Origin of the sequence: Nonomuraea rosea (assembly GCF_039539705.1) — a bacterium.
Taxonomy (GTDB): domain Bacteria; phylum Actinomycetota; class Actinomycetes; order Streptosporangiales; family Streptosporangiaceae; genus Nonomuraea; species Nonomuraea rosea.
In genome coordinates this window covers 300447-324257 of record NZ_BAABDQ010000010.1, presented here as the reverse complement: position 1 = coordinate 324257, position 23811 = coordinate 300447, and the positions used below count along the sequence as shown (strand labels likewise).

Sequence of the window (23811 nt, the reverse complement as noted above, 5' to 3'; positions counted from 1 at the left end):
GCGCGCCCGGATGGGGCTGGGACCCTTACGGGTCAGACGGGGATGACGTGGGCGTCGCCGGCGGGGACGGTGACCGCCTCACCGGCGGGGGTCTTCACGACCGCGTCCTCCTCCGTGTGGTTGATCACGAACAGGTAGGAGCGGCCGTCGGCGTGCGAGCGCCGTACCACCTCCACGCCCGGCGGGACCTCGGCGGCCGGCTCGACGCCCGCCTCGGCGCAGACCGTGGCGACGACCTCGGCGAAGGCGTCGTCGTCGAGCCGGGTGGTCAGGTAGTGCGCGGCCCCCTCGCCCCACTCGTTGCGGGTCCAGGCGGGCTCGCCGGTGACGTACGCGTCCAGGACCTTCGCCCCGGCGACGTGCGCCACCTCGCTCCAGACGCTCCCGGTCGCACCGGAGCCGAGCAGGATGGCCCGCTCCAGCGGGAAGAACTCCTCGACGCTCACCCCGAGCAGGTCGCGCCACGCGCCGGGGTAGCCGCCCAGGCGCACCCGGTCGTGCTCGTCGACGATCCCGCTGTACGGCCCCACCAGCACGACCCCGCCCCGCCGGGCGAACTCGCGCAGATTGGCCGCCCCCGCGTCGCTCACCAGGTAGAGCGCGGGCACCAGGACCAGGCGGTAGCCGGTCAGGTCGCCCTCCGGGTGCGCCAGGTCGCAGGTGACGCCGGCTCGCCAGAACGCGGCGTGCCACCGCTTGGTCTCCTCCACCGGGTCCAGATCGGCGACCGGCTGGGCGGGGTGGTCCTGGGCCCACACGCTGGCGTGGTCGATCAGGATGGCGACGTCGGCCGTAACCGTGCTGCCCGCCACGTGCGCGAGCTCGCCCAGCTCCGCGCCGAGCGCGCGCACCTCGCGCCAGATCTTGGTGCCGGTGCCCGCGTGCGGCAGCATCGCCGAGTGCCACTTCTCGGCCCCGGCGCGCGAGGCCCGCCACTGGAAGAACATGATGCCGTCCGCTCCCCTGGCCAGATGGGCCAGCGAGTTGCGGCGCAGCTCGCCCGGGGTCTTGGCGAGGTTGCGCGGCTGCCAGTTGACGGCGCTGGTCGAGTGCTCCATCAGCAGCCAGGGGCGGCCGCCGTTCAGCGAGCGCGCGTAGTCGGCGGCGAAGGCCAGGTCGATGTGCGGCTCGGGGCGGGCCCCGATGAGGTAGTGGTCGGTGGAGACCACGTCCAGCTCGGCGGCGAAGGCCCAGCAGTCCATGTCCCAGTGCGCGCCGGCCATGAGGTTGGTGGTCGCGGGCACATCGGGGGTGAGCCGCTTGAGCAGGTCGCGCTCCGCGATGTAGAGCTCCACGAGCGCGTCCGAGCTGAACCTGCGGAAGTCGAGCTGCTGGCCCGGATTGGTGAAGCTGGGGGTGGCGCGCGGTGGCAGGATCTGCGACCAGTCGCTGTAGCGCTGGGACCAGAACGCGGTGCCCCACGCGTCGTTGAGCGCGTCGAGCGAGGAGTGGTGCGTACGCAGCCAGGCACGGAAGGCCGCCGCCGAGGTGTCGCAGAAGCAGCGGGCGTTGTGGCAGCCGTACTCGTTGTGGATGTGCCACATGACCAGCGCCGGATGGTCCCGGTAGCGGAGGGCCACCTGCTCGGCGATGCGCAGCGCCTTCTCACGGTAGATCGGCGAGCTGGGGCAGAAGCCCTGCCTGCTGCCGTGGTACAGCCGCCGCCCGTCGGCGTCGACCGGCAACGCCTCGGGGTAGGCCTCGCCGAACCAGGGCGGCGGGGAGGCCGACGGCGTGGCCAGGTTGGCCCCGATCCCGTTCGCCGCCAGCAGGTCCATCACGCGGTCGAACCAGTCGAAGTCGAACACGCCCTCCACCGGCTCCAGCAACGACCAGGAGAAGATGCCGACGCTGACCCTGTTGACGCCGGCCTCGCGCATCAGCGCGACGTCCTGCTCCCACGTCTCCTCGGGCCACTGCTCGGGATTCCAGTCCCCGCCGTAGGCGATGACATCCGGCATGAAGCCTGCCTTTCGAATTACTGTTAGCGCTCACAGCTTGTTACGCCAGCGTTTACGGGGGATTAAAACGTTTCCCTGTCGGGCCGCACAAGACCCGGACTCCCTCGGTGAGCGGGTCCGGCCTGGTCAGCGGGGGTGAAATCGCAGGACCACCGGCGAGTTCGCCGACAGGCCTTTCCCCTCGTAGTTATCTGAACGTTATGAAGTGGCGGTGCTGGTGAAGAACGTTTCAATGCCGCCGTCGAGCCGGTGGTAGAACGGGCTGTCCGGCGTGATCTCCGCGCGGCGCACGGGACGGCCGGTGAAGGCGGAGGCGTACAGGCCGGTGACGAACTCCATCGCCCGCCGACCGTCCGCGCCGCTCGCGGGCGGGCGCACGCCGCGCTCGTAGGCGTCGAGCAGCAGGCCGAGCTGGGTGGCGTGGCTGCTGGGCAGGTCGCGCGGCGGGTTCCAGAGCGGCGAGGTGGAGGTCCAGTCCGCGTTGCGGTAGCCGTACAGGTGGCGCAGCTCGACGGTCGCCTGGGCGAAGTCGAAGCGCAGGTAGCTCTCCTCGCGCGGCGACAGCACGCTGGTGACGACGGAGGCCATCGCGCCGTTGTCGAACCTGACCATGGCCATCGACACGTCCTCGGTCTCGATCGGCCGGTCGAGCGTGCCGGCCATGGCGCGGATCTCGGCCCAGTCGCCGAACACCGACAGCATGAGGTCCATCTGGTGCACGCCGTGCAGCACGGTGGTGCCGCCGCCCTCGGTGGCCCACTTGCCGCGGTAGGGGACGGCGTAGTAGTCGTCGCCGCGGTGCCAGGTCGTCTGGCAGAGCGCGACCAGCGGCCGGCCGAGCGCGTCGCCCAGCTCGCGCAGGTGCTCGGCGCCGGAGCCGAAGCGCTGCTGGTAGACCACCGTCATGTAGGGGCCGCCGTCGCCCTCGGCGGCCTGGATCCTGTCGAACTCGGCCAGCGACAGCGTGGCGGGCTTCTCGCACCACACCCACGCCCCCGCGCCCAGCGCCGCGAGCACCTGCTCGACGTGCACGTGGGGCGGCGTGCACACCATGACCAGGTCGGGCCGCTCGGCGTCGAGCAGGTCCCCCAGATCCGGGTACGCCGAGGGGATCCCGTGCTCGGCGGCGAACGACGCCGCCCTGGCCTCGTCCACGTCCGCGACGGCGACCAGCTCCACCCGGTCGCGGTGAGCCCTGACGGCGGGGACGTGACTGTGTGCGGCGATGGCGCCGGCGCCTACGATGGCAGCCCGGATCACGAATGCTCCCCCTATAGAAACGTTTTACTTCTGGCGCGCGACGTTAGGGTCCTCCGTCGCGTGATGTCAACGCGAATCCGCGTTCCCACCGGTGCCGCGACTGGCGCGCAGTTCGTTAGTACGTTTTAATTGGGCTCCATGGCCATGGTCAGCATCAAGGACGTCGCCGCCCACGCCGGCGTCTCCCCAGGCACGGTCTCCAACGTACTGAACCGGCCCGGCAAAGTCGCCCCCTCCACACGGGAGCGCGTGGAGGCGGCCATCAACGAGCTGGGGTTCGTCCGCCACGGCTCCGCCTCGACGCTGCGCGCCGGCCACAGCAGGACGATCGGCCTGAGCGTGATCGACATAGGCAACCCGTTCTTCACCGAGGTCGCGGCCGGGGTCGAGGACGTGGCCAGCGAGCTGGGCTACGCGGTCATCCTGGGCAACTCGGCGGGCTCGCTGGACAAGGAGGAGCGCAACCTGCGCGTGCTGGCCGAGCACCGGGTGCGCGGCGTGCTGATCACCCCCTCCGGCGAGGACCCGAGCCGGCTTGAGCGGCTGCGCGACCGCGACATCAGCGTGGTGCTCGTCGACCATCCGGCGCACCGCCCCGACCAGTGCGCGGTCGCCGTGGACGACGTCGCGGGCGGCCGGGCCGCCGTGGCCCACCTGCTGGCCAGGGGCGCGCGGACGATGGGCTACGTCACGGGACCGATGACGATCAGGCAGTGCGTGGAGCGGTGCGAGGGCGCCAAGGCCGCGATGCGGGCCGCCGGGCTCGACCCGGGCGACCTCCAGGTCGCGGAGGCGGCGACGATGACCGCCCGCGGCGGCGAGAAGGCGGCCGCCGACCTGCTCGCGCGTGGCCTGCCCGAGGCCGTGTTCTGCGCCAACGACCTGCTCGCGCTCGGTGTGCTGCGCGCGCTGCTGCGGTCGGGGGTGCGGGTGCCCGAGGACGTGGCGCTGATGGGCTACGACGACATCGACTTCGCCGCCGCCTCGACCGTGTCGCTCAGCTCGATGCGCCAGCCGACCTACCAGCTCGGCCGCATCGCCACCGAGCTGCTGCTCGACGAGTGCGACAACCCCGAGACGCACGCACATCAGCACATCATGTTCCAGCCGGAGCTGATCGCCAGGGAGTCGACGCAATGAGCCGCCGTTTCGCCGCCGTCGACCTCGGCGCGTCCAGTGGCCGGGTGATGCTGGCCGACCTGTCCGACGGGCTGCGGCTGACCGAGGCGCACCGCTTCCCCAACGGCCCCGTGCGCGTGGCGGGCCGCCTCTACTGGGACATCCTCGGCCTCTACCGCGAGATCCTGACCGGCCTGCGCAACGCGGGGCCCGTCTCCTCGATCGGCGTGGACTCGTGGGCGGTCGACTACGGGCTGCTCGACGAGTCCGGCGCGCTGCTGGGCAACCCGGTGCACTACCGCGACGACCGCACCCGCGGCGTGGCCGAGCACGTGGCCGAGACTGCCGGGGCCGCCACGCTGTACGAGACGTCCGGGCTGCAGGTGCTGCCGTTCAACACGATCTACCAGTTGCTGGCCGACCGGCTCGACGGGGCCGCGACGATGCTGCTGATCCCCGACCTGATCGGCTACTGGCTGACCGGCGAGCTCGGCGCCGAGGTGACCAACGCCTCGACGACGGGGCTGCTCGACGTACGCACGAGGTCGTGGGCGTCACCTCTGATCAAGCAGCTCGGCCTGCCCGCCGGGCTGTTCCCGCCGCTGCGGCAGCCCGGCGAGGCGGTCGGCGGCCTGCGGCGCGACGTGGCCGCGGAGATCGGCTGGTCGGCGCCCGTCAGGTCGGTGGCCTCGCACGACACGGCCTCGGCCGTGGCCGCGGTGCCCGCCACCGGGCCCGCCTTCGCCTACGTCTCCTGCGGCACCTGGTCGCTGGCCGGGGTGGAGCTGCCCGGACCGGTGCTCACGCCGGAGAGCCGCGCCGCGAACTTCACCAACGAGGCGGGCATCGACGGCACCGTCCGCTACCTGCGCAACGTCATGGGCCTGTGGCTGCTGCAGGAGTGCCTGCGCGCCTGGCCCGGCGCCGACCTGGGCGACCTGCTGGCCACCGCGGCGAGCGAGCGGCCTTTCGCCGCCGTGGTGAACCCGGACGAGCCGGGCTTCCTGCCGCCGGGCGACATGCCGGCCAGGATCGCCGCCGAGTGCCGCCGTACCGGGCAGAAGCCGCCGGCCACGCCCGCCGCGTTCGTGCGGTGCGTGCTGGAGAGCCTGGCGCTCGGGCACCGGCTGGCGGTGCGGCAGGCCATGGAGCTGTCGGGGCGCGACGTCGAGGTCGTCCACCTGGTGGGCGGCGGGTCGCGCAACGAGCTGCTGTGCCGGCTGACCGCCGACGCCTGCGGGCTGCCGGTGGTGGCGGGCCCGGCGGAGGCGACCACGTTCGGCAACGTGCTCGTCCAGGCGCGCTCGGCCGGGCTGGTCGCCGACCTGGCGGAGATGCGCTCGCTGATCGCCGCGTCCCAGCCGCTGCGCCGCTACGAGCCGTCGGGTGACGCCCACGCGTGGGACGAGGCCGCCGCCCGCATCTCCTGACCCCCTCTGGACTGCTCCCTCCGGTTTTCCACCGCTCTGACCAGGGCAGGAGTCGGTCCGGGGACATCGGGGGGCTTCATGGATTTCGCATGGCCGCTGCTGCGGCAGCTGACCGGCAAGGACCGTCTGGGGCGGGGGCAGGCGGTGAAGTCGGCCAAGACCGCGGCGCTGCGCGCCCGTACGACCGAGGCCGACCGCGTCGTCAAGTCGGTGTGCCCGTACTGCGCGGTGGGCTGCGCCCAGAACGTGTACGTCCGCGACGAGCGCGTCGTCCAGATCGAGGGCGACCCCGACTCCCCCGTCAGCAGAGGACGGCTGTGCCCGAAGGGCGCGGCCTCGCTCCAGCTCACCACGGCCTCGGGCCGCCGGTACAAGACGCTCTACCGGCCGCCGGGCGCGGCGGACTGGCAGGAGATCGACCTGGACACCGCCATGGACATGGTGGCCGACCGGATCATCGCCACCCGGCGCGCGACCTGGGAGTGGGAGAAGGACGGCAGGCGCACCGCGCGGACCATGGGCATCGCGAGCCTGGGCGGCGCCACGCTGGACAACGAGGAGAACTACCTCATCAAGAAGCTGCTGACGTCGCTCGGCGTGGTCCAGATCGAGAACCAGGCCCGCGTGTGCCACAGCTCGACCGTGGTCGGGCTCGGCACGTCGTTCGGCAGGGGCGGCGCGACCACGTTCCTGCAGGACCTGCAGCACTCCGACTGCGTGGTCATCCAGGGCTCGAACTTCGCCGAGGCGCACCCGGTCGGCTTCCAGTGGGTGATGGAGGCCAAGGCGCGCGGCGCGGTGATCATCCACATCGACCCGCGCTTCACCCGCACCAGCGCGCTGGCCGACCTGCACGTGCCCATCCGCGCCGGCTCCGACGTGGCCTTCCTCGGCGCGATCATCAACCACGTGCTGGAGAACGACCTGTACTTCCACGAGTACGTGGTCGACTACACCAACGCGGCCACCATCCTGCGCGAGGACTACCGCGACGCCGAGGACCTGGACGGCGTCTTCTCCGGCTTCGACGCGGACAAACGCGTCTACGACGACGACTCCTGGCAGTACGAGGGCGCCAGGGTCGCCGCCGCCTCGGGCGACCGCGACGCGGGCTACGGCGAGGACGGCGCGGCCCCGCCGGGCCGCAGCGAGGTCCCCGGGGCCACCGGGCTGCCGATGGAGGGCACCGCGCACCGCGACGAGACGCTGCGGCACCCGCGCTGCGTCATGCAGGTGCTGCGCCGCCACTACGCCCGCTACACCCCGGAGATGGTCGAGCGGGTGTGCGGGGTGCCGAAGGAGCTGTTCGCACAGGTCTGCCGGCATCTGACGGAGAACTCAGGACCGGAGCGGACCGCCGAGTTCGTGTACGCGGTCGGCTGGACGCAGCACAGCGACGGCTCGCAGTTCATCCGGGCGGCGAGCATCCTGCAACTGCTGCTGGGCAACATGGGCCGGCCCGGCGGCGGCATCCAGGCGCTGCGCGGGCACGCCAGCATCCAGGGCTCCAGCGACATCCCGACGCTGTTCAACCTGCTGCCCGGCTACATCCCGATGCCCCACGCGCACGAGCACGAGGGGCTGCGCGACTTCCTGCGGGCCGACGCGCCGCACAAGGGCTTCTGGGCGAACATGCCCTCCTACCTGGTGAGCCTGCTCAAGGCGTGGTGGGGAGAGTCGGCGCAGCCGGACAACGACTTCCACTTCGACTACCTGCCCAGGCTGACGGGGTCGCACAGCACGTACGACACCGTGCTGGCGCAGCTCGACGGCACCTGCAAGGGCTATCTGCTGCTCGGCGAGAACCCGGCGGTCGGCTCGGCCAACGCCAGGATGCAGCGCCTGGGCATGGCCAACCTCGACTGGCTGGTGGTGCGCGACCTCAACCTGATCGAGAGCGCCACCTGGTGGCAGGACGGCCCGGAGATCGAGACCGGCGAGCTGAAGACCGCCGGCATCGGCACGGAGGTGTTCTTCTTCCCCGCGGCCACGCACACCGAGAAGAACGGCAGCTTCACCAACACCAACCGGTGGCTCCAGTGGCACCACCGGGCCGTCGAACCGGCCGGCGACGCCCGCAGCGACCTGTGGTTCATGTACCACCTGGGGCGGATCATCAGGGCGAAGCTGGCTGGCTCCACGGACCCGATGGACGCGCCGGTGCTCAGCCTGACCTGGGACTATCCCGTCGAAGGCGACACCGCCGAGCCCGACGCGCAGGCCGTGCTCGCCGAGATCAACGGCTCGGACGCCGACGGCCGGCCGCTGAGCGGCTATCAGGAGCTCAAGGCCGACGGCTCCACCACCTGCGGCTGCTGGATCTACTGCGGCGTGTACGCCGGCGGCGTCAACCAGGCCGCCCGCCGCAAACCGGCCGCCGAGCAGGACTGGATCGCCGCCGAATGGGCGTGGGCCTGGCCGGCCAACCGCCGGGTGCTCTACAACCGGGCCTCGGCCAGGCCGGACGGCAGTCCGTGGAGCGAGCGCAAGAAGCTGGTCTGGTGGGACGCCGGCGCCGGCGAGTGGACCGGCTTCGACGTGCCCGACTTCGAGGCGGGCAAGAGCCCCGGTTACCGGCCGGCGCCGGACGCGCAGGGCGTGGCGGCGCTGTCCGGGATCGACCCGTTCATCATGCAGGGCGACGGGAAGGGCTGGCTGTTCGCGCCTTCGGGAGTGGTGGACGGGCCGCTGCCCACGCACTACGAGCCGCAGGACTCGCCGGTCGCCAACCCGTTGTACGGCCACCAGCGCAACCCGGCCCGCAAGCTCTATCCGCACGAGGACAACCGCTACCACCCGAGCGGGAACGAGCCGGGCGCGTCGGTCTATCCGTACGTGGTCACGACCTACCGGTTGACCGAGCACTTCACCGCGGGCGGGATGAGCCGGCACACGCCGTACCTGGCCGAGCTGCAGCCGGAGATGTTCTGCGAGGTCTCGCCGGAGCTGGCCGCCGAGCGCGGGCTCGTGCACGGCGACTGGGCGACCGTCGTCACCGCGCGCAACGCCATCGAGGCCAGGGTGCTGGTCACCGACAGGATCGCGCCGCTGCACCTCGACGGGCAGGTCGTGCACCAGATCGGGCTGCCGTTCCACTTCGGGCCGAACGGCCTGGCCAGGGGCGACGCGGCCAACGAGCTGTCGGCGATCGCGCTGGACCCCAACTCCCACATCCAGGAGGTCAAGGCCCTGTCGGCGGACATCAGACCGGGGCGGCGGCCACGGGGGCCGGCGCTGCCCGAGCTGGTCAGGTCGTACCAGGAGCGGGCGGGCGTCCGCGGCGGCACCGGAACGGAGGTCTGAGCCATGGCCTTCGACCTGGACGAGAAGCTCGGCGACGGGCGGATGGGGTTCTTCACCGACACCAGCATCTGCATCGGCTGCAAGGCGTGCGAGGTGGCCTGCAAGGAGTGGAACGCCGTCCCCGAGGACGGTCTGACCTTCACCGGCATGTCCTACGACAACACCGTCGGGCTCGGCGCGGACACCTGGCGGCATGTCGCCTTCATCGAGCAGCGGCGCCCGCTCGGCCACCAGGAGCCGGGGGTCGGCGACATCGACTTCCGCTGGCTGATGGCCTCCGACGTGTGCAAGCACTGCACGCACGCCGCCTGCCTGGACGTGTGCCCGACGGGCTCGCTGTTCCGCACCGAGTTCGGCACCGTCGTGGTGCAGGAGGACATCTGCAACGGCTGCGGCTACTGCGTGCCGGCCTGCCCGTTCGGGGTGATCGGCAAGCGGGAGAGCAGCGGCACGGCGGCCAAGTGCACGATGTGCTACGACCGGCTGGGCGCCGGCGAGGAGCCCGCCTGCGCCAAGACCTGCCCGACCGACTCCATCCAGTTCGGGAACCTGGAAGAGCTGCGCGAGCGGGCCGCGCAACGCCTGGAGCAGGTGCGCGAGGCGGGCGTGACGTCCGCCCGCCTGTACGGCCACGACCCGGGCGACGGCGTGGGCGGCACGGGGGCGTTCTTCCTGCTGCTCGACGAGCCCGAGGTGTACGGCCTGCCGCCGGATCCCGTGGTGACCACCAGAGACCTGCCGTCGATGTGGCGGCACGCCGGGGTCGCGGCCCTCGCCCTCATCGCGGGCGTGGCGGCGACGGCTTGGAGGAGACGCTCATGAGCCAGACCGACGTCCGGCTGGACGGCTCGCCCGGCCTGCGTACCGAGCGGGAGGCCACGCCCGGCTCGGCGGGCCGCAGGCGCGAGCGGCTGATGGTGCCCAAGGCGGACTTCGACTCCTACTACGGGCGGCCGGTGCTGAACGAGCCGACCTGGCAGGCGCAGGACATCGCCGGCTACCTGTTCCTCGGGGGCCTGGCCGGGGCGTCCTCGACCTTGGCCGCCGCCGCCGAGCTGACCGGCAGCCACCGGCTGGCCAGGGTGAGCAAGGTCGCGGCCGCGGGCGCGCTGGGCGGCTCGCTCTACGCGCTGATCCACGACCTGGGGCGGCCGGAGCGTTTCGTCAACATGCTGCGGGTGTTCAAGGTGACCTCGCCGATGAGCGTCGGCACCTGGATCCTCAGCGTCTACGGCCCGCAGGCCGGGTGCGCGGCGGTGACGGATCTGACCGGGCGCTTTCCTCTGCTGGGCCGGGCCGCGACCGTCGGCGCCGGGCTGGCCGGGCCCGCGGTCGCCACCTACACCGCCGCGCTGATCTGCGACACCGCCGTCCCCGCCTGGCACGGCGGGTTCCGCGAGATGCCGTTCCTGTTCGCCGGCTCGGCCACGGCGGCGGCCGGCGGGCTGGGCATGCTGGCCGCGCCGCTGTCGGAGGCGGGTCCGGCTCGCCGGGCGGCGCTGCTGGGGGCGGCCGTCGAGTGCGTCGCCGCCGCGCGGATGGAGCGGCGGCTCGGCGCGGTGGCCGAGCCGCTGAAGCGGAGCAGGCTGCTGCGCGCGGGCGAGATGCTGACGCTGGCCGGCGCGCTGACCGGGATCACCGCCGGCCGTCGCAGCAGGATCGCGGCCATGGCGGCGGGGGCGGCGCTGCTCGCGGGGTCGGCGTGCACCCGGTTCGGGATCTTCCGGGCGGGGCTGGAATCGGCCCGCGATCCGAAGTACACCGTCCAGCCGCAACGCAGGCGGCTGGCCAAGGCGAAAGCTGAGCGTGACCTAACATGAAACGAAAAGTCATCGAATACCTGCCGTTCATGGGCATCGTGCTCGTCATCTGCACCACGTCCTGGCTGGCGGGCCGGACCATGCCCGCGCCCGAGCCGGTCAGCCGGCGTCCCCGGCTTCCAGCCGCGTCCGGGTGACGTGGTGATGACGCCGTACACCGGCAACCTGCCGGCCGGCTCCGTCACCGTCGTCGGCCGGGAGATCTCCGGTGGGGCGTCTCTTCCGGGGGTCAGGCAGGGACGTACGATCAGCAGATGACCGAAAAGACCGAAACCGCGACCGGCTGGCTTGCACCCGAAGAACTCGAATCGGTGCGCGGCCGGCTGCCGATCCTTTACGTCGACGCCGTACCGGTGCGGGTCGACGAGACCGGCGTGGTCACCCGCGTCGGCACGCTGCTGCGCATCGCATCAGACGGGACGGTCAGCCGGGCGCTGGTGTCGGGACGGGTGCTGCACCACGAGCGGGTCCGCGACGCGCTCCTGCGCCACCTGGAGAAGGACCTCGGTCCGGTGGCGCTTCCGAACATCCCCCTCTCCCCGCAGCCGTTCACCGTGGCCGAGTATTTCCCCACGCCGGGCGTCACCCCGTATCACGACCCGCGCCAGCACGCCGTCTCGCTGGCCTACATCGTGCCCGTCGCGGGCGACTGCCGGCCCCGGCAGGACGCCCTCGACCTGGTGTGGTTCACACCCGAGGAGGCGGCGTCCCCGGTGGTGCAGCAGGAGATGACGGGCGGGCAGGGAGTGCTGCTGAAGCAGGCGCTCGCCCACGTCGGCCGCCTCACCTGAGCGCGGGTCAGGGGCGTTCGGCGCCCTTGCGCACCCAGCGATAGAGCGGATCGCCCGGGCACGAGGTGTCGTAGCCATCCCGGTGGCCCTTCACCTCGCGCCCGGCGTCGCCGTGCTCGCGCAGGTATTCGATCGCGTCGACGAGCGCGTTGAGCAGGTCGTCGTTGGGGTCGGTGAATCCGGAGCTGCCGATGAGGGCGAGCACCGCGTAGTGGTCGGAGTTGAGGCCGGCGCCGTTGGCCGCCGGGAGCGCGTGCGGGCCCCGGCCCATGAACGTCCGCCCGTGCGGGCAGCAGACCATGTTGTAGCCCACGTCGATGTACGTCTCGCCGCGTCCGCCCGACATGTGCATGCGCTGGATGTCCCTGACCAGGTCGACACAGCGGTCATGGTTGCCGGAGTCCGCGAGGTCGGCGGGGACCTTGCCGCCGGTGTAGTGGATCTTGACGCCTTGGGTGGAGGACAGGCGCGTGTAACCGGCGCTGGGCTTCTTCGCGTGCCACTCGGGACGGGTGATCAGATTCATGTGTTCCTCTCGTGAACGGAATGCCTTGACCACTAGAATGTCAACAATAGGTAGCCATGTCATCACTCTTTGTCACTAGAGTGGGGTGCCGTTCTGGTAACGGTTCCATGCCAGGTGACCTGGCTGATCACGGTTTCGGGGACGGCTAACGCCGGGGAAACACCATGATCGGGAGGCTCAGCCCATGAGCCGCCGGTTGCTTCGATATTTCGTGATACTTACCGCCGTGGTGCTGGTGACCCTGGCGATCCTCCTGGCCCTCGAACGGCCGGGCCCGCCACGGTCGGCACCCGCCGTGACACCAGTCGTGACACCGCCCGGGAGCGCGCCGGTCATCCGGATCACGCCCGCCGACGGCGGCAGGAACGTGCGTCCCGAGCGCGGGATCACCGTGCGGGTGTCGGGCGGGACCCTCACCGGCGTCACGGCCGGGGGCGTGAGGGGACGGTTCAACGCGGCGCGTACGGAGTGGACGTCCGATCGCGCCCTCGCACCCGCCAGGTCGTTCACCGTCACCGCCACTGCCAGGGGCAGTGCGGATGCGGCCGCCACGAGCCGGTTCACGACGTTGAAGCCCGCCAGGACGCTGGGGATCGCGAGCGTGACGCCGGGGCGCGGCGAGACGGTCGGGGTGGGACAACGGGTGGGGCTTCTGGCAGTTGAGCTGGAAGCAGTGGCGCAAGAACGCCCTGGGGTGACCCCGGGCGTTCATGCGGGCAGGCCGCCGGGAGCGCGCACGGGCAGGTCGTAGCGGACGCCGGTGAGGTCTTCCGAGAGCTCCCACAGCCGGCGGGCGGTGTCGGTGTCGCGGAGCGCGGGATGGCCGTTCCTGATGGCGGGCTCGCCGCGCAGCTCCAGGAATCCGCCGGGCGCGATGTAGCCGCCGCCGGGCAGGCCGGGGAGCGTGGCGGCGTACAGGGAGGTCTTGGCGCCTTCCTGGGTGGGCCTGAACAGGGTGCGGACCAGCAGCGGCAGCAGCGCCCGGTAGAGCCGGCCGCGGCCGGCGTTCGCGCCGCCGGTGAGGACGTTCGTGCGGGTCAGGCCGGGGGCGACGGCGAGGCCGCGCAGCGGCAGGCCCGCGGCGGCGGCGCGGCGGTGCAGCTCGACGGCGAAGTACAGGTTGGCCCGCTTGCTCCGCAGGTAGGCGAACGGCGCGGAGTAGCGGTGTCCCGCGTGCACGGCTTCGAGGTCGAAGCGGGCGTAGCGGTGGCCCTCGCTGGAGACGGTGACCACGCGCGGCTCGGGCGCGGCCAGCAGGCGGGGCATGAGCAGCCCGGTGAGCGCGTACGTGCCCAGGTGGTTGATCCCGAACTGCGACTCGAACCCGTCGGCGGTCCGCGCGAACGGCACCATCGCCACCCCGGCGTTGTTGACCAGCAGGTCGAGGCGAGGGTGCGCGAGCTCGGCGGCGAACTTCGCGATGGACGCCAGGCTGGCGAGGTCCACGGTGCCCAGCTCGGCGCGCGCGCCGGGGATCTCGGCGCGCAGCCGGTCGAGGGCCGCCCGGCCGCGTTCGGGGCTGCGGCAGGCCAGCACGACCAGGGCGCCGCGGCGGGCCAGCTCGCGGGCGGTGACGTAGCCGATGCCGCTGTTGGCGCCGGTCACGACCGCCACGCGGCCGGACTGGTCGGGGATGTCGGCGAAGGTCCAGATGCCGGGCACGATGATCTCCTTTGCGGGTATCGCAACTTGAAGTTGCGATAGAGTGATCGTGCCATTCTGTCCCCTGTAACGCAACTTGGAGTTGCAATGGATCGTCGCCAGCCGGTCGGACGCGGCGCGAAGGTGCGGGCCGCGGTCCACGCCGCCCTGCTCGCCGAGCTGGTGGAGAAGGGATACGCGGCGCTGAGCGTGGACGGCGTGGCCCAGCGCGCCGGGGTGCACAAGACGACCGTCTACCGGCGCTGGCAGGATCTCGAGGCGCTGCTGGTGGACGCGCTGGCCGAGCACATCGCGGCCGACGTGCCGATCCCGGACACCGGTGCGGTCGAGGACGACCTGCGGGCGCTCGCGCGGGCGCTGGTGGTCTCGCACACGAGCCCGACGGGGCAGGCTGCGGTGCTGGCGGCGATGTTCACGGGGGCCGCGCACCTGCCGGAGGTGGCGGCGGCGCGGCGGCTGGTGTTCGAGGAGCGGTTCCGGCGGGCGGAGCCGGTGGTCGCGCGGGCGGTCGAGCGGGGGGAGCTGCCCGCGGGCACCGATCCGGCCGAGCTGCTCAAGACGATGATCTCGCCGATCTACTTCCGGCTGCTGCTGACGGGCGAGCCGGTGGACGAGGGCACCGCCGACCAGGCCGTCCGCGTCACGCTGGCCGCCGCCCGCGCCGGCGCGCTCCGCCCCCGCTGACGACCTGTCCAGCCTTCCCCGCAAGGGCTGGGAGGGCCGGAAGGCCGGAGAGGGTTGGGCGGGGACTAGGGGCCGGAGAGGGTTCGGCGGGGGCCGGGAGGTCAGAGGGTGGGTTCGGCGGCGGTGCTGTGGTGGCGGCGGCGGAAGGCGTGTGACCGGCCGTTCGCGTCGAAGTCGGCCCGGACCGTGATCCGGGCGCGGCCCGCGGCGGGCAGGGGGAAGCCGACCGCGATCGCCGTCCCCGGGTCCACGCGTTCCACGGCATGCGACCGCAGCTCGCGGGGGCCGTCAAGGCCGAGCCGGACCGAGCGCCACGGCACCGACGACCCGTTGTGCAGGGTCACGACGATCTGGCCGTCCGCGATCTCCGACCTCAGCCCGTACGGCACCCGCGGGTCCTCGCCGATCGACCGGTCGAGCCGGTCCAGGAGGTCCCCGGCCAGCTCCGGCCGGGCGGCGGCGAGGTCGCGGCGCTCCCCCGGGTCGGCGGCCAGGTCGTACAGCTCGACGCGGCCCTCCGGCCCCGCCCCGGAGATGTGCGGCGCGAACCTGACGGCCTTCCACCGGCCGCGGCGGATGGCCTGGGCCTTGCGCGGCCGGTTCCACACCAGGTGGTCGTGCTTGGGCGCCCCCGCGCCGGTGAGCAGGCCGCGGAAGGAGTGGCCGTCGAGCCGCGCGGGCACCGGCACCCCGGCCAGGTCGGCGAGCGTCGGCAGCACGTCCCACGCCGCGACCGGCTGCTTGACCACGCGGGGGCGCAGGCCGGGTGACCAGGCGATCATGGGCACGCGGATGCCGCCCTCGTACACGTCGCGCTTGTCGCCCCGGAAGGGGCCGTTGGAGTCGAACAGCTCCGGCGTCACGCCCTTCTCGCTGTGCGGCCCGTTGTCGCTGGTGAACAGCACGAGCGTGCGCTCGGCCAGGCCGGTCTCGCGTAAGGCCCTGACGAGCGCGGCGACGTCGGTGTCCAGCCGGGCCACCTGCGCCGCGTGGCGGCGGTTCGGGCCGCTCCAGGGGCGGCTCTCGTACCGGCCGGCGTCGCCCGCGATCACGCTCGGCGAATGCGGCAGGTTCGTGGCGAAGTAGAGCAGGAAGGGGTCGTCGCCGCCCTTGCGCATGAACGCGACGGCCCGCTCGCGGAACAGGTGCGGCGCGTACGTCTTGCCGTCCAGGCGCACCTTGGCGCCGTTGTGCCACAGGTACGTGGGGAAGTACTGATGGGCGTGGACGTGGCCGATGTAGCCGTAGAACTCGTCGAAGCCGCGCAGGTTCGGGTGGGAGGCCTGATCGGGCTGCTCGGGGCCGAAGCCCCACTTGCCGATGCAGGCCGTCCGGTAGCCGGACAGCTGCAGCAGCTCGGCGAAGGTGAGGTCGGCCTCGGTGAGCGAGTGCTGCGGCCCGCCCTCGGGGTTCTCCCGTACGGTGCCGTGGCCCGCGTGCAGGCCGGTGAGCAGCGCGCAGCGGGACGGCGCGCAGAGCGGCGCCCCCGAGTACGCGGTCTCGAACCGGACGCCCTCGGCCGCCAGCCGGTCCAGGTTCGGCGTGCTGATCAGCCGCTGCCCCTGGCTGCCGATCTCACCCCACCCCAGGTCGTCGGCCAGGATGACGACGATGTTGGGCCGCGAGGGCAGGGCCGCCGACTCGGCGTCCGAGGCGAGGGCGGCCGAGGGCAGGGCGACGCCGGCGAGACTTCCGGCGAGGGTTCCGGCGAAGAAGGCGCGGCGCGAAGGCGCGTTGATCACGAAGGGCAACATATCGGAGGCCCAGGCGAATAGCGGGCAAATCCCGGGCGAACTCTGTCACAGCCCTGTGACGTCACAGCCCAGGCGACCTGACCGCCTGCGACCGGAGCAGCCCGCGACCGGGGCCGGCCCGCCGCCGGTCAGCAGTCGTAGTCCCACGCGCGGCAGATCTCGCGCAGCTCGCCGGGCACCTCGCCGGGCGACGGCAGCGGGCGGCCCGCCACCACGGTGCCGGTGCGGATCTTGTCCCGCCAGTCGCCGATCCCCTTGACGAAGCCGCCGTGGTCCTGCGCCCCGTAGTCCAGCATGGCCGGCTCCCATTCGACGCCCAGGAACAGGCAGAGCCGCCGCAGCTCGGCCTCGGGGTCGGCGACCAGCGCCTCGTAGCGCACGGTCAGGCCCTCCAGATGGGTACGGGCCTCCTCCAGGTAGGTCATGTAGCTGAGCGTGCGCGGCACCGCCTCCTCCATCGGCCGCTTGACCGGGTCGGCCTCGTGCCAGGACTGCACGATGGACATGGGGTGGCGCAGCAGGAAGACGAAGCGCGCGTCCGGCCAGCAGGTGGCGATGCGCCGCCAGGCGAACACGTTGCTCGGCGTCTTCTCCGCCAGGATCGGCTTGCCGCTGCGGCTCAGCTCGCGGTGCAGCAGCCGGTCCCAGACGAGGTGCTCGATGTCGCTGTGGGTGTGGCCGAGCAGCTCCATGGCCTGCCGCACGGGATCGGTGCCGAGGCCCACGGTCATCCGCCTGAAGTGCGTCTCGATCGGCGAGTGCACCCGCGAATGGCTGTTGAGCATGACGCGCAGCAGCGTGGAGCCGGACCGTACCGAGGACAGCAGGAACACGGGCTCGCGCAGCAGCCGGTCGCGCGCCGGGTCCACGGGCGGCCGGACCACGTCGCCCGGCAGCCGCTGCAGCTCCAGGGGGACCGGCGGCGGGGGCGGCTTCGGCGGCTCCCTGCGCAGCCCGCGCGTCAGCGTGTATCCCGTCAGTCCTTCGAGTGTCGCGTTCGCTCGATACCTCCAGCTCATGGGCCTAGAAGGTAGAGGCAGCCAGTGAACCCCAGGTGAATCCGGCCTGTGAACATGTCGCCGCCTAGGTCCGCTTGTGCACGACCCGATCGTGCACCACCGCGTACGTGTTGCGCAGCGCCGCCATCGACTCGTCGTAGGAGGCCTGCGCGACCCCCGTGAAGAGGCAGTCGACCACCATGAGCTGGGCGATGCGGCTGCCCAGTGCCCCGGAGCGGAACTTGGTCTCGCGGGCGGCCGTCGTCAGCGTCACGTCGGCCGCGGCGGCCAGCGGCGAGTCGCGGAAGTTCGTGATGGCGACCGTGGCGGCCCCCGACTTGCGGGCGATCGAGAGGAACTCGACGGTGTCCACAGTGGCCCCCGTGTGCGAGACGGCCACCGCCACGCACGCGCCGTCGAGCGTGGCCGCCGAGGTCCAGGCGGAGTGCGAGTCGTGCCAGTTGATCGCGGTACGCCCGATGCGCGACAGCTTCTGCTGCAGGTCGAGCCCCACCAGGGCGCTCGCGCCCACGCCGAAGCTGTCGATCCTGCGGGCCGACAGCAGCAGCGCCACCGCCTCGCCCAGCGCGTCCATGTCCAGCGCGCGGGCCGTGTCGGCGATGGACAGGGTCTCGTTCATCGCCACCTTGGAGACGATCCCCTCCAGGCTGTCGTGGCGGCCGATGTCGCCCGACACCTCGGGCAGGCTCGACCTGGTGAGCTCCTCCCGCGCCACCGCCCTGGTCAGGTCGATCCTGAAGTCCTTGTAGTGGGCGTAGCCCATGCGCTGGTAGAAGCGCACCACCGAGGTCGTCGAGGTCCCGCAGCGCGCGGCCAGCTCCGCGATGGACAGGTTCGCGGCCGCGGCGGGGTCGCCGGCGAACTCCTCGGCGATCCGGCGCTCCGACGGCCGCAGCGCGGGCATGGCGGCACGGATGCGGATCAGTACGGTCCCGTCGTCCTCGGCCATGGTCGTCCATCCCCCCGTTAAGGAAAGAAAATACCCTAATGGTAGGGTCTGCGTAATTTTATGACCTACTGCCCTGAGGAGACCACATGCCCCGTGGCTCATTCTCCGCGATCGGCGCCGCCGCCGCGCTGTCCATCGCCCTCACCAGCTGCTCGTCCTCCTCCGGGCCCGCCACCAGCACCGGCGCCGCCGGTCAGCCCGGAGGCAGTCTCGTGGTCGGCGTGACCTCCGATCCCGACACCCTCTTCCCCTGGAAGGCCACCCAGTTCCAGGCGGTCAACGTCCTGCAGGCCCTGTACGGCACGCTCACGGAGTTCGACAAGGACCTCAACGTGGTGCCGGGACTGGCCGAGTCGTGGGAGGCCGCCGGCGACGGCAAGAAGCTGACGCTCAAGCTCCGGCAGGGCGTGACGTTCGCCGACGGGAGCGCGTTCGACTCCAAGGACGTCAAGTCGTCGCTGGACAAGATCATGGACGAGAAGACGGCGGCCGTGGCCAGGGCCTCGCTGTCGTCGGTGAAGTCCGTGGCGGCGCCCGACGCGAGCACCGTGGTGCTGGAGCTGACCGGCCCCGACGCCGCGCTGCCCGCCAACCTGGCCACGGTCAACATGGCCATGCTCTCCTCCGACGACACCGAGGAGAAGCTCAACGCCACCCCCAACGGCACGGGCCCGTTCACGCTGAGCAAGCGCGTGGCCAGCCAGTCGATCACCCTCGCCAAGAACGACAAGTACTGGGGCGGCGAGAAGCCCAAGGTGGGCACCGTCGAGTTCCGGGTGATCCCCGACGAGTCGTCCATCGTCTCGGCCATGCAGTCGGGCAACGTGCAGCTCGCGGTCTTCAACGACCCGCTGGTGGCCCAGACCGCGCAGGGCACGATCAACGTCGCCAAGACGCCGCAGCTCAACTACCACGCGCTGCAGCTCAACGCGCAGAAGGGCGACCTCAAGGACGTCAACGTGCGGCTGGCGATCCAGTGCGCCGTCGACCGCAAGCAGGTGCTCGACACCGCCGCGCTCGGCGAGGGCGAGGTGACGGGGCCGATCACCGCCCCCGCCTTCAAGTCGGACCCGAACAAGCGCCCCTGCCCTGCTCGTGACCTCGCGAAGGCGGCGGAATACCTCGGCAAGGCGGGCAAGTCCGGCGGGGTGACCGTCAAGACCATCGTCTCCCAGGGCGAGTACGCCACCTCGGTCAACGAGGCCCAGAACCTCAAGGCGCAGCTCGCCGAGGCCAAGATCAACCTGGACCTGGAGGTGCTGGAGTCGGGCGCGTTCGTGGACCGCTGGGTCGCGGCCGACTTCGACGCGGCGGTCGCGCTGAACGGCGGCCGTCCCGACCCCGACGGCTCCTACGGCCGCTACTTCACCAGCAAGGGCAACCTGAACAAGGTCGCCGGCTACAGCTCCCCCGAGCTGGACAAGCTGTTCGCCGAGGGCAAGGCGACGACCGACCAGGCCGCCCGCAAGGCGATCTACGACCAGGTCGGCGCCCAGCTGGAGGACAACGCCGCCTGGATCTGGCTGTTCTCCGGCTACACCTACACCGCCACGACGCAGAACGTGCAGGGCTTCGTCCCGATGGCCAGCGGCTCGCTGCAGTACCTGCGTACGACGTCCGTCAGCTGATGCGCGGGCTCGTACGCAACCGCGCGGTCCGGCGCGTGGCGGGGACGATCGGCACCCTGTTCGGGGTGGCCGTGTTCGTCTTCGTCATGCTCCGGGCCATCCCCGGCAACCAGATCACGGCCGGGCTCGGCACCGAGGCCGCGGCGCTGACGCCGGCGCAGCAGCAGGCGCTGGAGCGTTACTACGGGCTGGACCAGCCGCTGGTCACGCAGTTCTTCTCGTGGCTGGGCAACATGTTCACCGGCAACTTCGGCTACTCGGCGCGTTCGCAGCAGAGCGTGCTCGACCTGACCCTGCACTCGCTGCCGGTGACGTTCGAGCTGGCGGTGTTCTCGATCGTGCTGGCGCTGCTGATCGGGGTGCCGCTCGGCATGCTGGCGGCCTCCAGGACGAACTCCCCCAGGGACGTCGCCGGCCAGGTCGTCAGCCTGGCGGGGCTGTCGATCCCCGCGTTCCTGCTGGCCACCACGTTGCTGTCGATCTTCGCGGCGTCGTTCGGGTTCAACCCCAACGGGCAGGGCTTCGCGACGCTGGTGGACGACCCGCTGCTCAACCTGCAGCAGATGTTCCTGCCCGCGCTCGTGCTGGGCTTCGGCATCGCCGCGCCGATCCTGCGCACCACCCGCACGGCGGTGCTGGAGGTGCGCTCGAACGACTTCGTCCGCACCGCCCGCGCCAAGGGCGTGCCGGAGCGGCGGCTGCAGGTCAGGCACGTGCTCGGCAACGCGCTCGTGCCGATCGTGACCATGACGGGACTGCAGTTCGGGTACCTGCTGGGCGGCGCGGTCGTGGTGGAGCAGATCTTCTCCGTGCCGGGCATCGGCAGGCAGGTGCTGCTGGGCATCCAGCAGAAGGAGTACGCGGTGGTGCAGAGCACCGTGCTGGTCATCGCGCTGGCGTTCGTGCTGGTCAACCTGCTGACCGACGTGCTGTACCGGATGATCGACCCGCGGGTGAGGGCGTCGTGAGCGGCCTCCTGCGGCGCAGTCCCGCCGGGCTGGCGGGCGTCGTCATCCTCGTGCTGCTGGCCGTTCTGGCGCTGCTGTCCTTCTCCGGGCTGCTGCCGTACGACCCGATCGCGCAGGACCCGCCGTCGCGCTTCCTCGCGCCGTCGGGCGCGCACCTGTTCGGGACCGACCAGTTCGGCAGGGACGTGTTCTCCCGGGTGGCGGCCGGCGTGGGCAACTCGGCGCTGATCGCGGTCGTCGCGGTGGCGTTCGCGACCGTGGTGGGCACGCTGGGCGGGCTCGTCTCCGGCTTCTACCGGGGCTTCGCCGACGGCGCGATCGGCGGGGTGACGAACGTGCTGTTCGCGTTCCCGCCGCTGCTGCTGGCCCTGTCGCTGGCGTCGGTGCTGGACCGCAACTGGTTCACGATCGCCGTCGCGATCGCGATCGTGTACGTCCCCATCTTCATCCGCGTCACGCGCGGCCCCGTGCTGTCGCTCAGGGAGATCGAGTACGTGCGCGCGGCCGTGTCCACCGGGCAGAGCCGCTGGCAGATCATGCTCCGCCACGTGCTGCCGAACATCACCTCGATCGTCGTCATCCAGGTGGCGCTGTCCCTGTCGTGGGCGGTGCTGACCGAGGCGTCGCTGAGCTTCCTCGGCCTGGGCACTCCCCCGCCCGCGCCGTCGCTCGGCTCGATGATCTTCGAGGCGCGCAGCCTGGTCTTCGTGGCCCCGTGGACGCTGATCGCGCCTGGCGCGGTCGTCGTGCTGCTCGTGGTGGGCCTGAACCTGCTGGGCGACGGCCTGCGCGACACTCTCGACCCCCGAAACCGCGGCGCCGGAACCCGTGGCGCCCGAGACCGAGGCAAGCGGTGAATCTCTCAGAACTGACGACGGAATCGGCCGATCCCCGTTTCGCGGGCATCGACACCATGAGCGTGGCCGACCTGGCGGCGACCATGAACGCGGCCGACGCCTCGGTGCCCGGCGCGGTGGCCAGGGCGCTGCCGTGGATCACCGCGGCGATCGAGGCCACGGCCGAGCGCATGGAGGCGGGCGGCCGGCTGGTCTACGTGGGCGCGGGCACCCCCGGGCGGCTCGGCGTGCTGGACGCCTCGGAGTGCCCGCCGACGTTCAGCACCCCGCCCGAGCAGGTCTTCGCGATCATCGCCGGCGGGGAGAGCGCGATCGTGTCCCCGTGCGAGGGCGCGGAGGACGACGAGGCGGCCGGCGTCGCCGCCATCGAGGCGGCCGGCATCGGGCCGCTGGACACCGTGGTGGGGGTCGCGTCGAGCGGGCGCACCCCGTACGTGGTGGCCGCGGTGCGGCGGGCCGGCGAGCTGGGCGCGCTGACCGTGGGGCTGGCGTGCAACGCGGGCACCCCGCTGGGCGGCGTGGCCGAGCACGCGATCGAGGTGCTCGTCGGCCCCGAGGTGGTCAGCGGCTCCACCAGGCTCAAGGCGGGCACGGCGCAGAAGCTGGTGCTCAACATGTTCTCGACGATCGTCATGGTGCGGCTCGGCAAGACGTACGGGAACCTGATGGTCGACGTGAAGGCCACCAACGGCAAGCTACGCGAACGCGCCGTGCGCATCGTACGGACGATCACGGGGACCGGGCGCGACGAGGCGCTGGCGGTGCTGGACAGGAACGGATTCAACGTCAAGCAGGCGGTCGTCGCCTCGCGCTTCGACCTGAGCCCTCAGGACGCCGCGGCGCGGCTGGCGCGATCGGGCGGACGGCTGCGAGCGGCTTTGGGAGAGCAGGTATGAGAGTTCTCGGGATGATCTCCGGCACCTCGCACGACGGGATCGACGTGGCGGTGGTGGACTTCGAGCCGGCCGGGAGCGTGCTCGAAGGCACGGTCGGCCACACGGCGAGCACCCCGTACGCGGAGGAGTTGCGGGCCAGGCTCATCGCGGCGCTGCCGCCCGCGCCGACGACGCTCGCCGAGGTGTGCGAGCTGGACACGCTCATCGGGCAGAGCTTCGCCGACGCGGCCGCAGCCGCGATCGCCGCGGGCGGGCCCGTCGATCTGATCGTGTCGCACGGGCAGACGGTGTTCCACTGGGTGCGCGACGCGCACGCGCTCGGCACGCTGCAGATCGGCCAGCCGGCCTGGATCGCCGAGCGCACGGGCGTGCCCGTGCTGTCCGACGTGCGGATCAGGGACATCACGGCGGGCGGGCACGGGGCGCCGCTGGTGTCGGTGCTGGACGGGCTGCTGCTCGGCGGGCGCGCGGGCGGAGCGGCCGCGCTCAACCTGGGCGGCATCGCCAACATGACCGTGGTACGCGGTGACGAGCTGCGCGCCTACGACATCGGGCCCGCCAACGCGCTCATCGACGCCGTGGTGACGAGCCGGGGGCTGAACGCGCGGGGCTTCGACGAGGACGGCCGGATCGCCGCCGCCGGCCGGGTGCTGCCCGGGCTGCTGGAGGTGCTGCTTCACGAGCCGTACTACGCGCTGCCCGCGCCGAAGAGCACCGGCAAGGAGCTGTTCCACCTCGGCTATGTGGAGCAGGCGCTGGCGAAGGCCGGCCCGGCCGGCGACGCCGATCTCGTCGCGACGCTGACGGAGCTGACCGTGCGCACGGTCGCCGGAGACGTGCGGGCCGCCGGCGTCGGCGCGCTGGTCGTCTCGGGCGGCGGCTGCCGCAACCCCGTGATCATGGACGGGCTGCGGGCCGCGCTGCCCGGCGTGGACGTGGCGCCGTCCGACGACTACGGCGCGCCCTCCGACGACAAGGAGGCGATCGCGTTCGCCCTGATCGGCTGGCTGAGCGCGCACGGCCTGCCGGGCACCGTGCCGGGCGGGACGGGCGCCCGCGCGGCACGCGTCCTCGGCACGCTGACGCCGGGAGCGGGCCCGCTCGTCCTGCCCGCGCCGCTCGCGGAGGCGCCCCTGTCCCTGGTGCTGACGCGATGAGGCGGCTCCCTGGTGCTGACGCGAGGC

At 72.0% G+C, this 23811-nt stretch carries 21 protein-coding genes; 14 read left to right on the top strand and 7 right to left on the bottom strand.

Translation table 11 applies throughout. From position 1 onward, the window contains the following. Nucleotides 1-32: 32 nt before the first annotated feature. Nucleotides 33-1961, bottom strand: coding sequence for a beta-galactosidase (locus tag ABEA43_RS24965; RefSeq protein ID WP_345565343.1), 1929 nt, complete (start codon nucleotides 1959-1961; stop codon nucleotides 33-35). Between the two features lie 198 nt (nucleotides 1962-2159). After that, on the bottom strand, nucleotides 2160-3221 hold the full coding sequence (locus tag ABEA43_RS24960) for a Gfo/Idh/MocA family protein (protein WP_345565341.1): 1062 nt from the start codon (nucleotides 3219-3221) through the stop codon (nucleotides 2160-2162). A 138-nt stretch (nucleotides 3222-3359) separates the two neighbouring features. On the opposite strand from ABEA43_RS24960, the gene ABEA43_RS24955 reads away from it, so the two are divergent. From ABEA43_RS24955 to ABEA43_RS24925, 7 genes are all read left to right on the top strand, one after another. Then, on the top strand, nucleotides 3360-4361 hold the full coding sequence (locus tag ABEA43_RS24955) for a LacI family DNA-binding transcriptional regulator (protein ID WP_345565340.1): 1002 nt from the start codon (nucleotides 3360-3362) through the stop codon (nucleotides 4359-4361). Then, entirely contained in the window at nucleotides 4358-5770 is a 1413-nt protein-coding gene (locus tag ABEA43_RS24950) for a rhamnulokinase (RefSeq protein ID WP_345565339.1), read from the top strand. Before ABEA43_RS24955 ends, ABEA43_RS24950 begins: the two co-directional genes overlap by 4 nt. 78 nt (nucleotides 5771-5848) lie before the next feature. Then, nucleotides 5849-9073: a formate dehydrogenase gene (gene fdh, locus ABEA43_RS24945; protein ID WP_345565338.1), complete on the top strand. Its 3225-nt coding sequence runs from the start codon at nucleotides 5849-5851 to the stop codon at nucleotides 9071-9073. Between the two features lie 3 nt (nucleotides 9074-9076). Next, the gene (locus tag ABEA43_RS24940) at nucleotides 9077-9895 is read left to right on the top strand and encodes a 4Fe-4S dicluster domain-containing protein (RefSeq protein ID WP_345565337.1); all 819 of its coding nucleotides are present in this window, start codon (nucleotides 9077-9079) and stop codon (nucleotides 9893-9895) included. Beyond that, complete coding sequence (gene nrfD, locus ABEA43_RS24935) at nucleotides 9892-10893, top strand: NrfD/PsrC family molybdoenzyme membrane anchor subunit (RefSeq protein WP_345565335.1); 1002 nt, start codon at nucleotides 9892-9894, stop codon at nucleotides 10891-10893. The genes ABEA43_RS24940 and nrfD overlap by 4 nt, the downstream gene beginning before the upstream one ends. After that, a complete protein-coding gene (locus ABEA43_RS24930; RefSeq protein ID WP_345565333.1) occupies nucleotides 10890-11030 on the top strand; it encodes a hypothetical protein in 141 nt (46 codons plus the stop codon). The genes nrfD and ABEA43_RS24930 overlap by 4 nt, the downstream gene beginning before the upstream one ends. 117 nt (nucleotides 11031-11147) lie before the next feature. Continuing rightward, complete coding sequence (locus ABEA43_RS24925; protein ID WP_345565331.1) at nucleotides 11148-11684, top strand: NUDIX hydrolase family protein; 537 nt, start codon at nucleotides 11148-11150, stop codon at nucleotides 11682-11684. A 7-nt stretch (nucleotides 11685-11691) separates the two neighbouring features. Here the strand turns inward: ABEA43_RS24925 and ABEA43_RS24920 are convergent, their stop codons facing one another. Next, nucleotides 11692-12210 carry a peptidoglycan recognition protein family protein gene (locus tag ABEA43_RS24920; protein WP_345565329.1) on the bottom strand — a complete coding sequence of 173 codons (519 nt, stop codon included), beginning with the start codon at nucleotides 12208-12210 and terminating at the stop codon, nucleotides 11692-11694. Nucleotides 12211-12394: 184 nt separating this feature from the next. Between ABEA43_RS24920 and ABEA43_RS24915 the strand changes: the two genes are divergently transcribed. Further along, nucleotides 12395-12961 (top strand): Ig-like domain-containing protein, encoded by a 567-nt coding sequence (locus ABEA43_RS24915; RefSeq protein WP_345565327.1) that lies wholly within the window; start codon nucleotides 12395-12397, stop codon nucleotides 12959-12961. On the opposite strand, the gene ABEA43_RS24910 is transcribed toward ABEA43_RS24915, so the two are convergent. Further along, complete coding sequence (locus tag ABEA43_RS24910; RefSeq protein WP_345565325.1) at nucleotides 12919-13872, bottom strand: oxidoreductase; 954 nt, start codon at nucleotides 13870-13872, stop codon at nucleotides 12919-12921. The genes ABEA43_RS24915 and ABEA43_RS24910 overlap by 43 nt on opposite strands. Before the next feature lie 87 nt (nucleotides 13873-13959). On the opposite strand from ABEA43_RS24910, the gene ABEA43_RS24905 reads away from it, so the two are divergent. Further along, complete coding sequence (locus tag ABEA43_RS24905) at nucleotides 13960-14556, top strand: TetR/AcrR family transcriptional regulator (protein ID WP_345565323.1); 597 nt, start codon at nucleotides 13960-13962, stop codon at nucleotides 14554-14556. A gap of 101 nt (nucleotides 14557-14657) precedes the next feature. Here ABEA43_RS24905 and ABEA43_RS24900 read toward each other — a convergent pair whose 3' ends face one another. The 3 genes from ABEA43_RS24900 to ABEA43_RS24890 form a co-directional block, all read right to left on the bottom strand. Then, nucleotides 14658-16298 (bottom strand): arylsulfatase, encoded by a 1641-nt coding sequence (locus ABEA43_RS24900; protein ID WP_345565320.1) that lies wholly within the window; start codon nucleotides 16296-16298, stop codon nucleotides 14658-14660. Between the two features lie 140 nt (nucleotides 16299-16438). Then, nucleotides 16439-17329 carry a sulfotransferase family protein gene (locus ABEA43_RS24895; RefSeq protein WP_345565318.1) on the bottom strand — a complete coding sequence of 297 codons (891 nt, stop codon included), beginning with the start codon at nucleotides 17327-17329 and terminating at the stop codon, nucleotides 16439-16441. 64 nt (nucleotides 17330-17393) lie between these two features. Further along, nucleotides 17394-18278 (bottom strand): MurR/RpiR family transcriptional regulator, encoded by an 885-nt coding sequence (locus ABEA43_RS24890; RefSeq protein WP_345565316.1) that lies wholly within the window; start codon nucleotides 18276-18278, stop codon nucleotides 17394-17396. Nucleotides 18279-18364: 86 nt separating this feature from the next. Here ABEA43_RS24890 and ABEA43_RS24885 point away from each other — a divergent pair, with 86 nt between their 5' ends. Genes ABEA43_RS24885 through ABEA43_RS24865 form a run of 5 tightly spaced genes read left to right on the top strand, consistent with a single transcriptional unit; the run spans nucleotide 18365 to nucleotide 23784 of the window. After that, the gene (locus tag ABEA43_RS24885; RefSeq protein WP_345565315.1) at nucleotides 18365-19906 is read left to right on the top strand and encodes an ABC transporter substrate-binding protein; all 1542 of its coding nucleotides are present in this window, start codon (nucleotides 18365-18367) and stop codon (nucleotides 19904-19906) included. Beyond that, complete coding sequence (locus ABEA43_RS24880) at nucleotides 19906-20874, top strand: ABC transporter permease (protein WP_345565313.1); 969 nt, start codon at nucleotides 19906-19908, stop codon at nucleotides 20872-20874. The genes ABEA43_RS24885 and ABEA43_RS24880 overlap by 1 nt, the downstream gene beginning before the upstream one ends. Beyond that, nucleotides 20871-21731: an ABC transporter permease gene (locus ABEA43_RS24875; protein ID WP_345565311.1), complete on the top strand. Its 861-nt coding sequence runs from the start codon at nucleotides 20871-20873 to the stop codon at nucleotides 21729-21731. The genes ABEA43_RS24880 and ABEA43_RS24875 overlap by 4 nt, the downstream gene beginning before the upstream one ends. Next, nucleotides 21728-22627, top strand: a complete 900-nt coding sequence (gene murQ / locus ABEA43_RS24870; RefSeq protein ID WP_345565309.1) for an N-acetylmuramic acid 6-phosphate etherase — start codon at nucleotides 21728-21730, stop codon at nucleotides 22625-22627. Before ABEA43_RS24875 ends, murQ begins: the two co-directional genes overlap by 4 nt. Continuing rightward, nucleotides 22624-23784, top strand: coding sequence for an anhydro-N-acetylmuramic acid kinase (locus ABEA43_RS24865; protein ID WP_345565307.1), 1161 nt, complete (start codon nucleotides 22624-22626; stop codon nucleotides 23782-23784). The genes murQ and ABEA43_RS24865 overlap by 4 nt, the downstream gene beginning before the upstream one ends. Nucleotides 23785-23811: the final 27 nt, after the last annotated feature.

Excerpts from the sequence above, each read along its gene's own strand:
- ABEA43_RS24955 (WP_345565340.1), top strand. The coding sequence starts at position 3,360 with ATGGCCATGGTCAGCATCAAGGACGTCGCCGCCCACGCCGGCGTCTCC.
- ABEA43_RS24890 (WP_345565316.1), bottom strand. The coding sequence starts at position 18,278 with ATGGCCGAGGACGACGGGACCGTACTGATCCGCATCCGTGCCGCCATG.
- ABEA43_RS24920 (WP_345565329.1), bottom strand. The coding sequence starts at position 12,210 with ATGAATCTGATCACCCGTCCCGAGTGGCACGCGAAGAAGCCCAGCGCC.
- fdh (WP_345565338.1), top strand. The coding sequence starts at position 5,849 with ATGGATTTCGCATGGCCGCTGCTGCGGCAGCTGACCGGCAAGGACCGT.
- ABEA43_RS24880 (WP_345565313.1), top strand. The coding sequence starts at position 19,906 with ATGCGCGGGCTCGTACGCAACCGCGCGGTCCGGCGCGTGGCGGGGACG.
- ABEA43_RS24915 (WP_345565327.1), top strand. The coding sequence starts at position 12,395 with ATGAGCCGCCGGTTGCTTCGATATTTCGTGATACTTACCGCCGTGGTG.
- ABEA43_RS24895 (WP_345565318.1), bottom strand. The coding sequence starts at position 17,329 with ATGAGCTGGAGGTATCGAGCGAACGCGACACTCGAAGGACTGACGGGA.
- ABEA43_RS24905 (WP_345565323.1), top strand. The coding sequence starts at position 13,960 with ATGGATCGTCGCCAGCCGGTCGGACGCGGCGCGAAGGTGCGGGCCGCG.
- ABEA43_RS24950 (WP_345565339.1), top strand. The coding sequence starts at position 4,358 with ATGAGCCGCCGTTTCGCCGCCGTCGACCTCGGCGCGTCCAGTGGCCGG.
- ABEA43_RS24885 (WP_345565315.1), top strand. The coding sequence starts at position 18,365 with ATGCCCCGTGGCTCATTCTCCGCGATCGGCGCCGCCGCCGCGCTGTCC.
- nrfD (WP_345565335.1), top strand. The coding sequence starts at position 9,892 with ATGAGCCAGACCGACGTCCGGCTGGACGGCTCGCCCGGCCTGCGTACC.
- ABEA43_RS24930 (WP_345565333.1), top strand. The coding sequence starts at position 10,890 with ATGAAACGAAAAGTCATCGAATACCTGCCGTTCATGGGCATCGTGCTC.
- ABEA43_RS24940 (WP_345565337.1), top strand. The coding sequence starts at position 9,077 with ATGGCCTTCGACCTGGACGAGAAGCTCGGCGACGGGCGGATGGGGTTC.
- ABEA43_RS24965 (WP_345565343.1), bottom strand. The coding sequence starts at position 1,961 with ATGCCGGATGTCATCGCCTACGGCGGGGACTGGAATCCCGAGCAGTGG.
- ABEA43_RS24865 (WP_345565307.1), top strand. The coding sequence starts at position 22,624 with ATGAGAGTTCTCGGGATGATCTCCGGCACCTCGCACGACGGGATCGAC.
- ABEA43_RS24925 (WP_345565331.1), top strand. The coding sequence starts at position 11,148 with ATGACCGAAAAGACCGAAACCGCGACCGGCTGGCTTGCACCCGAAGAA.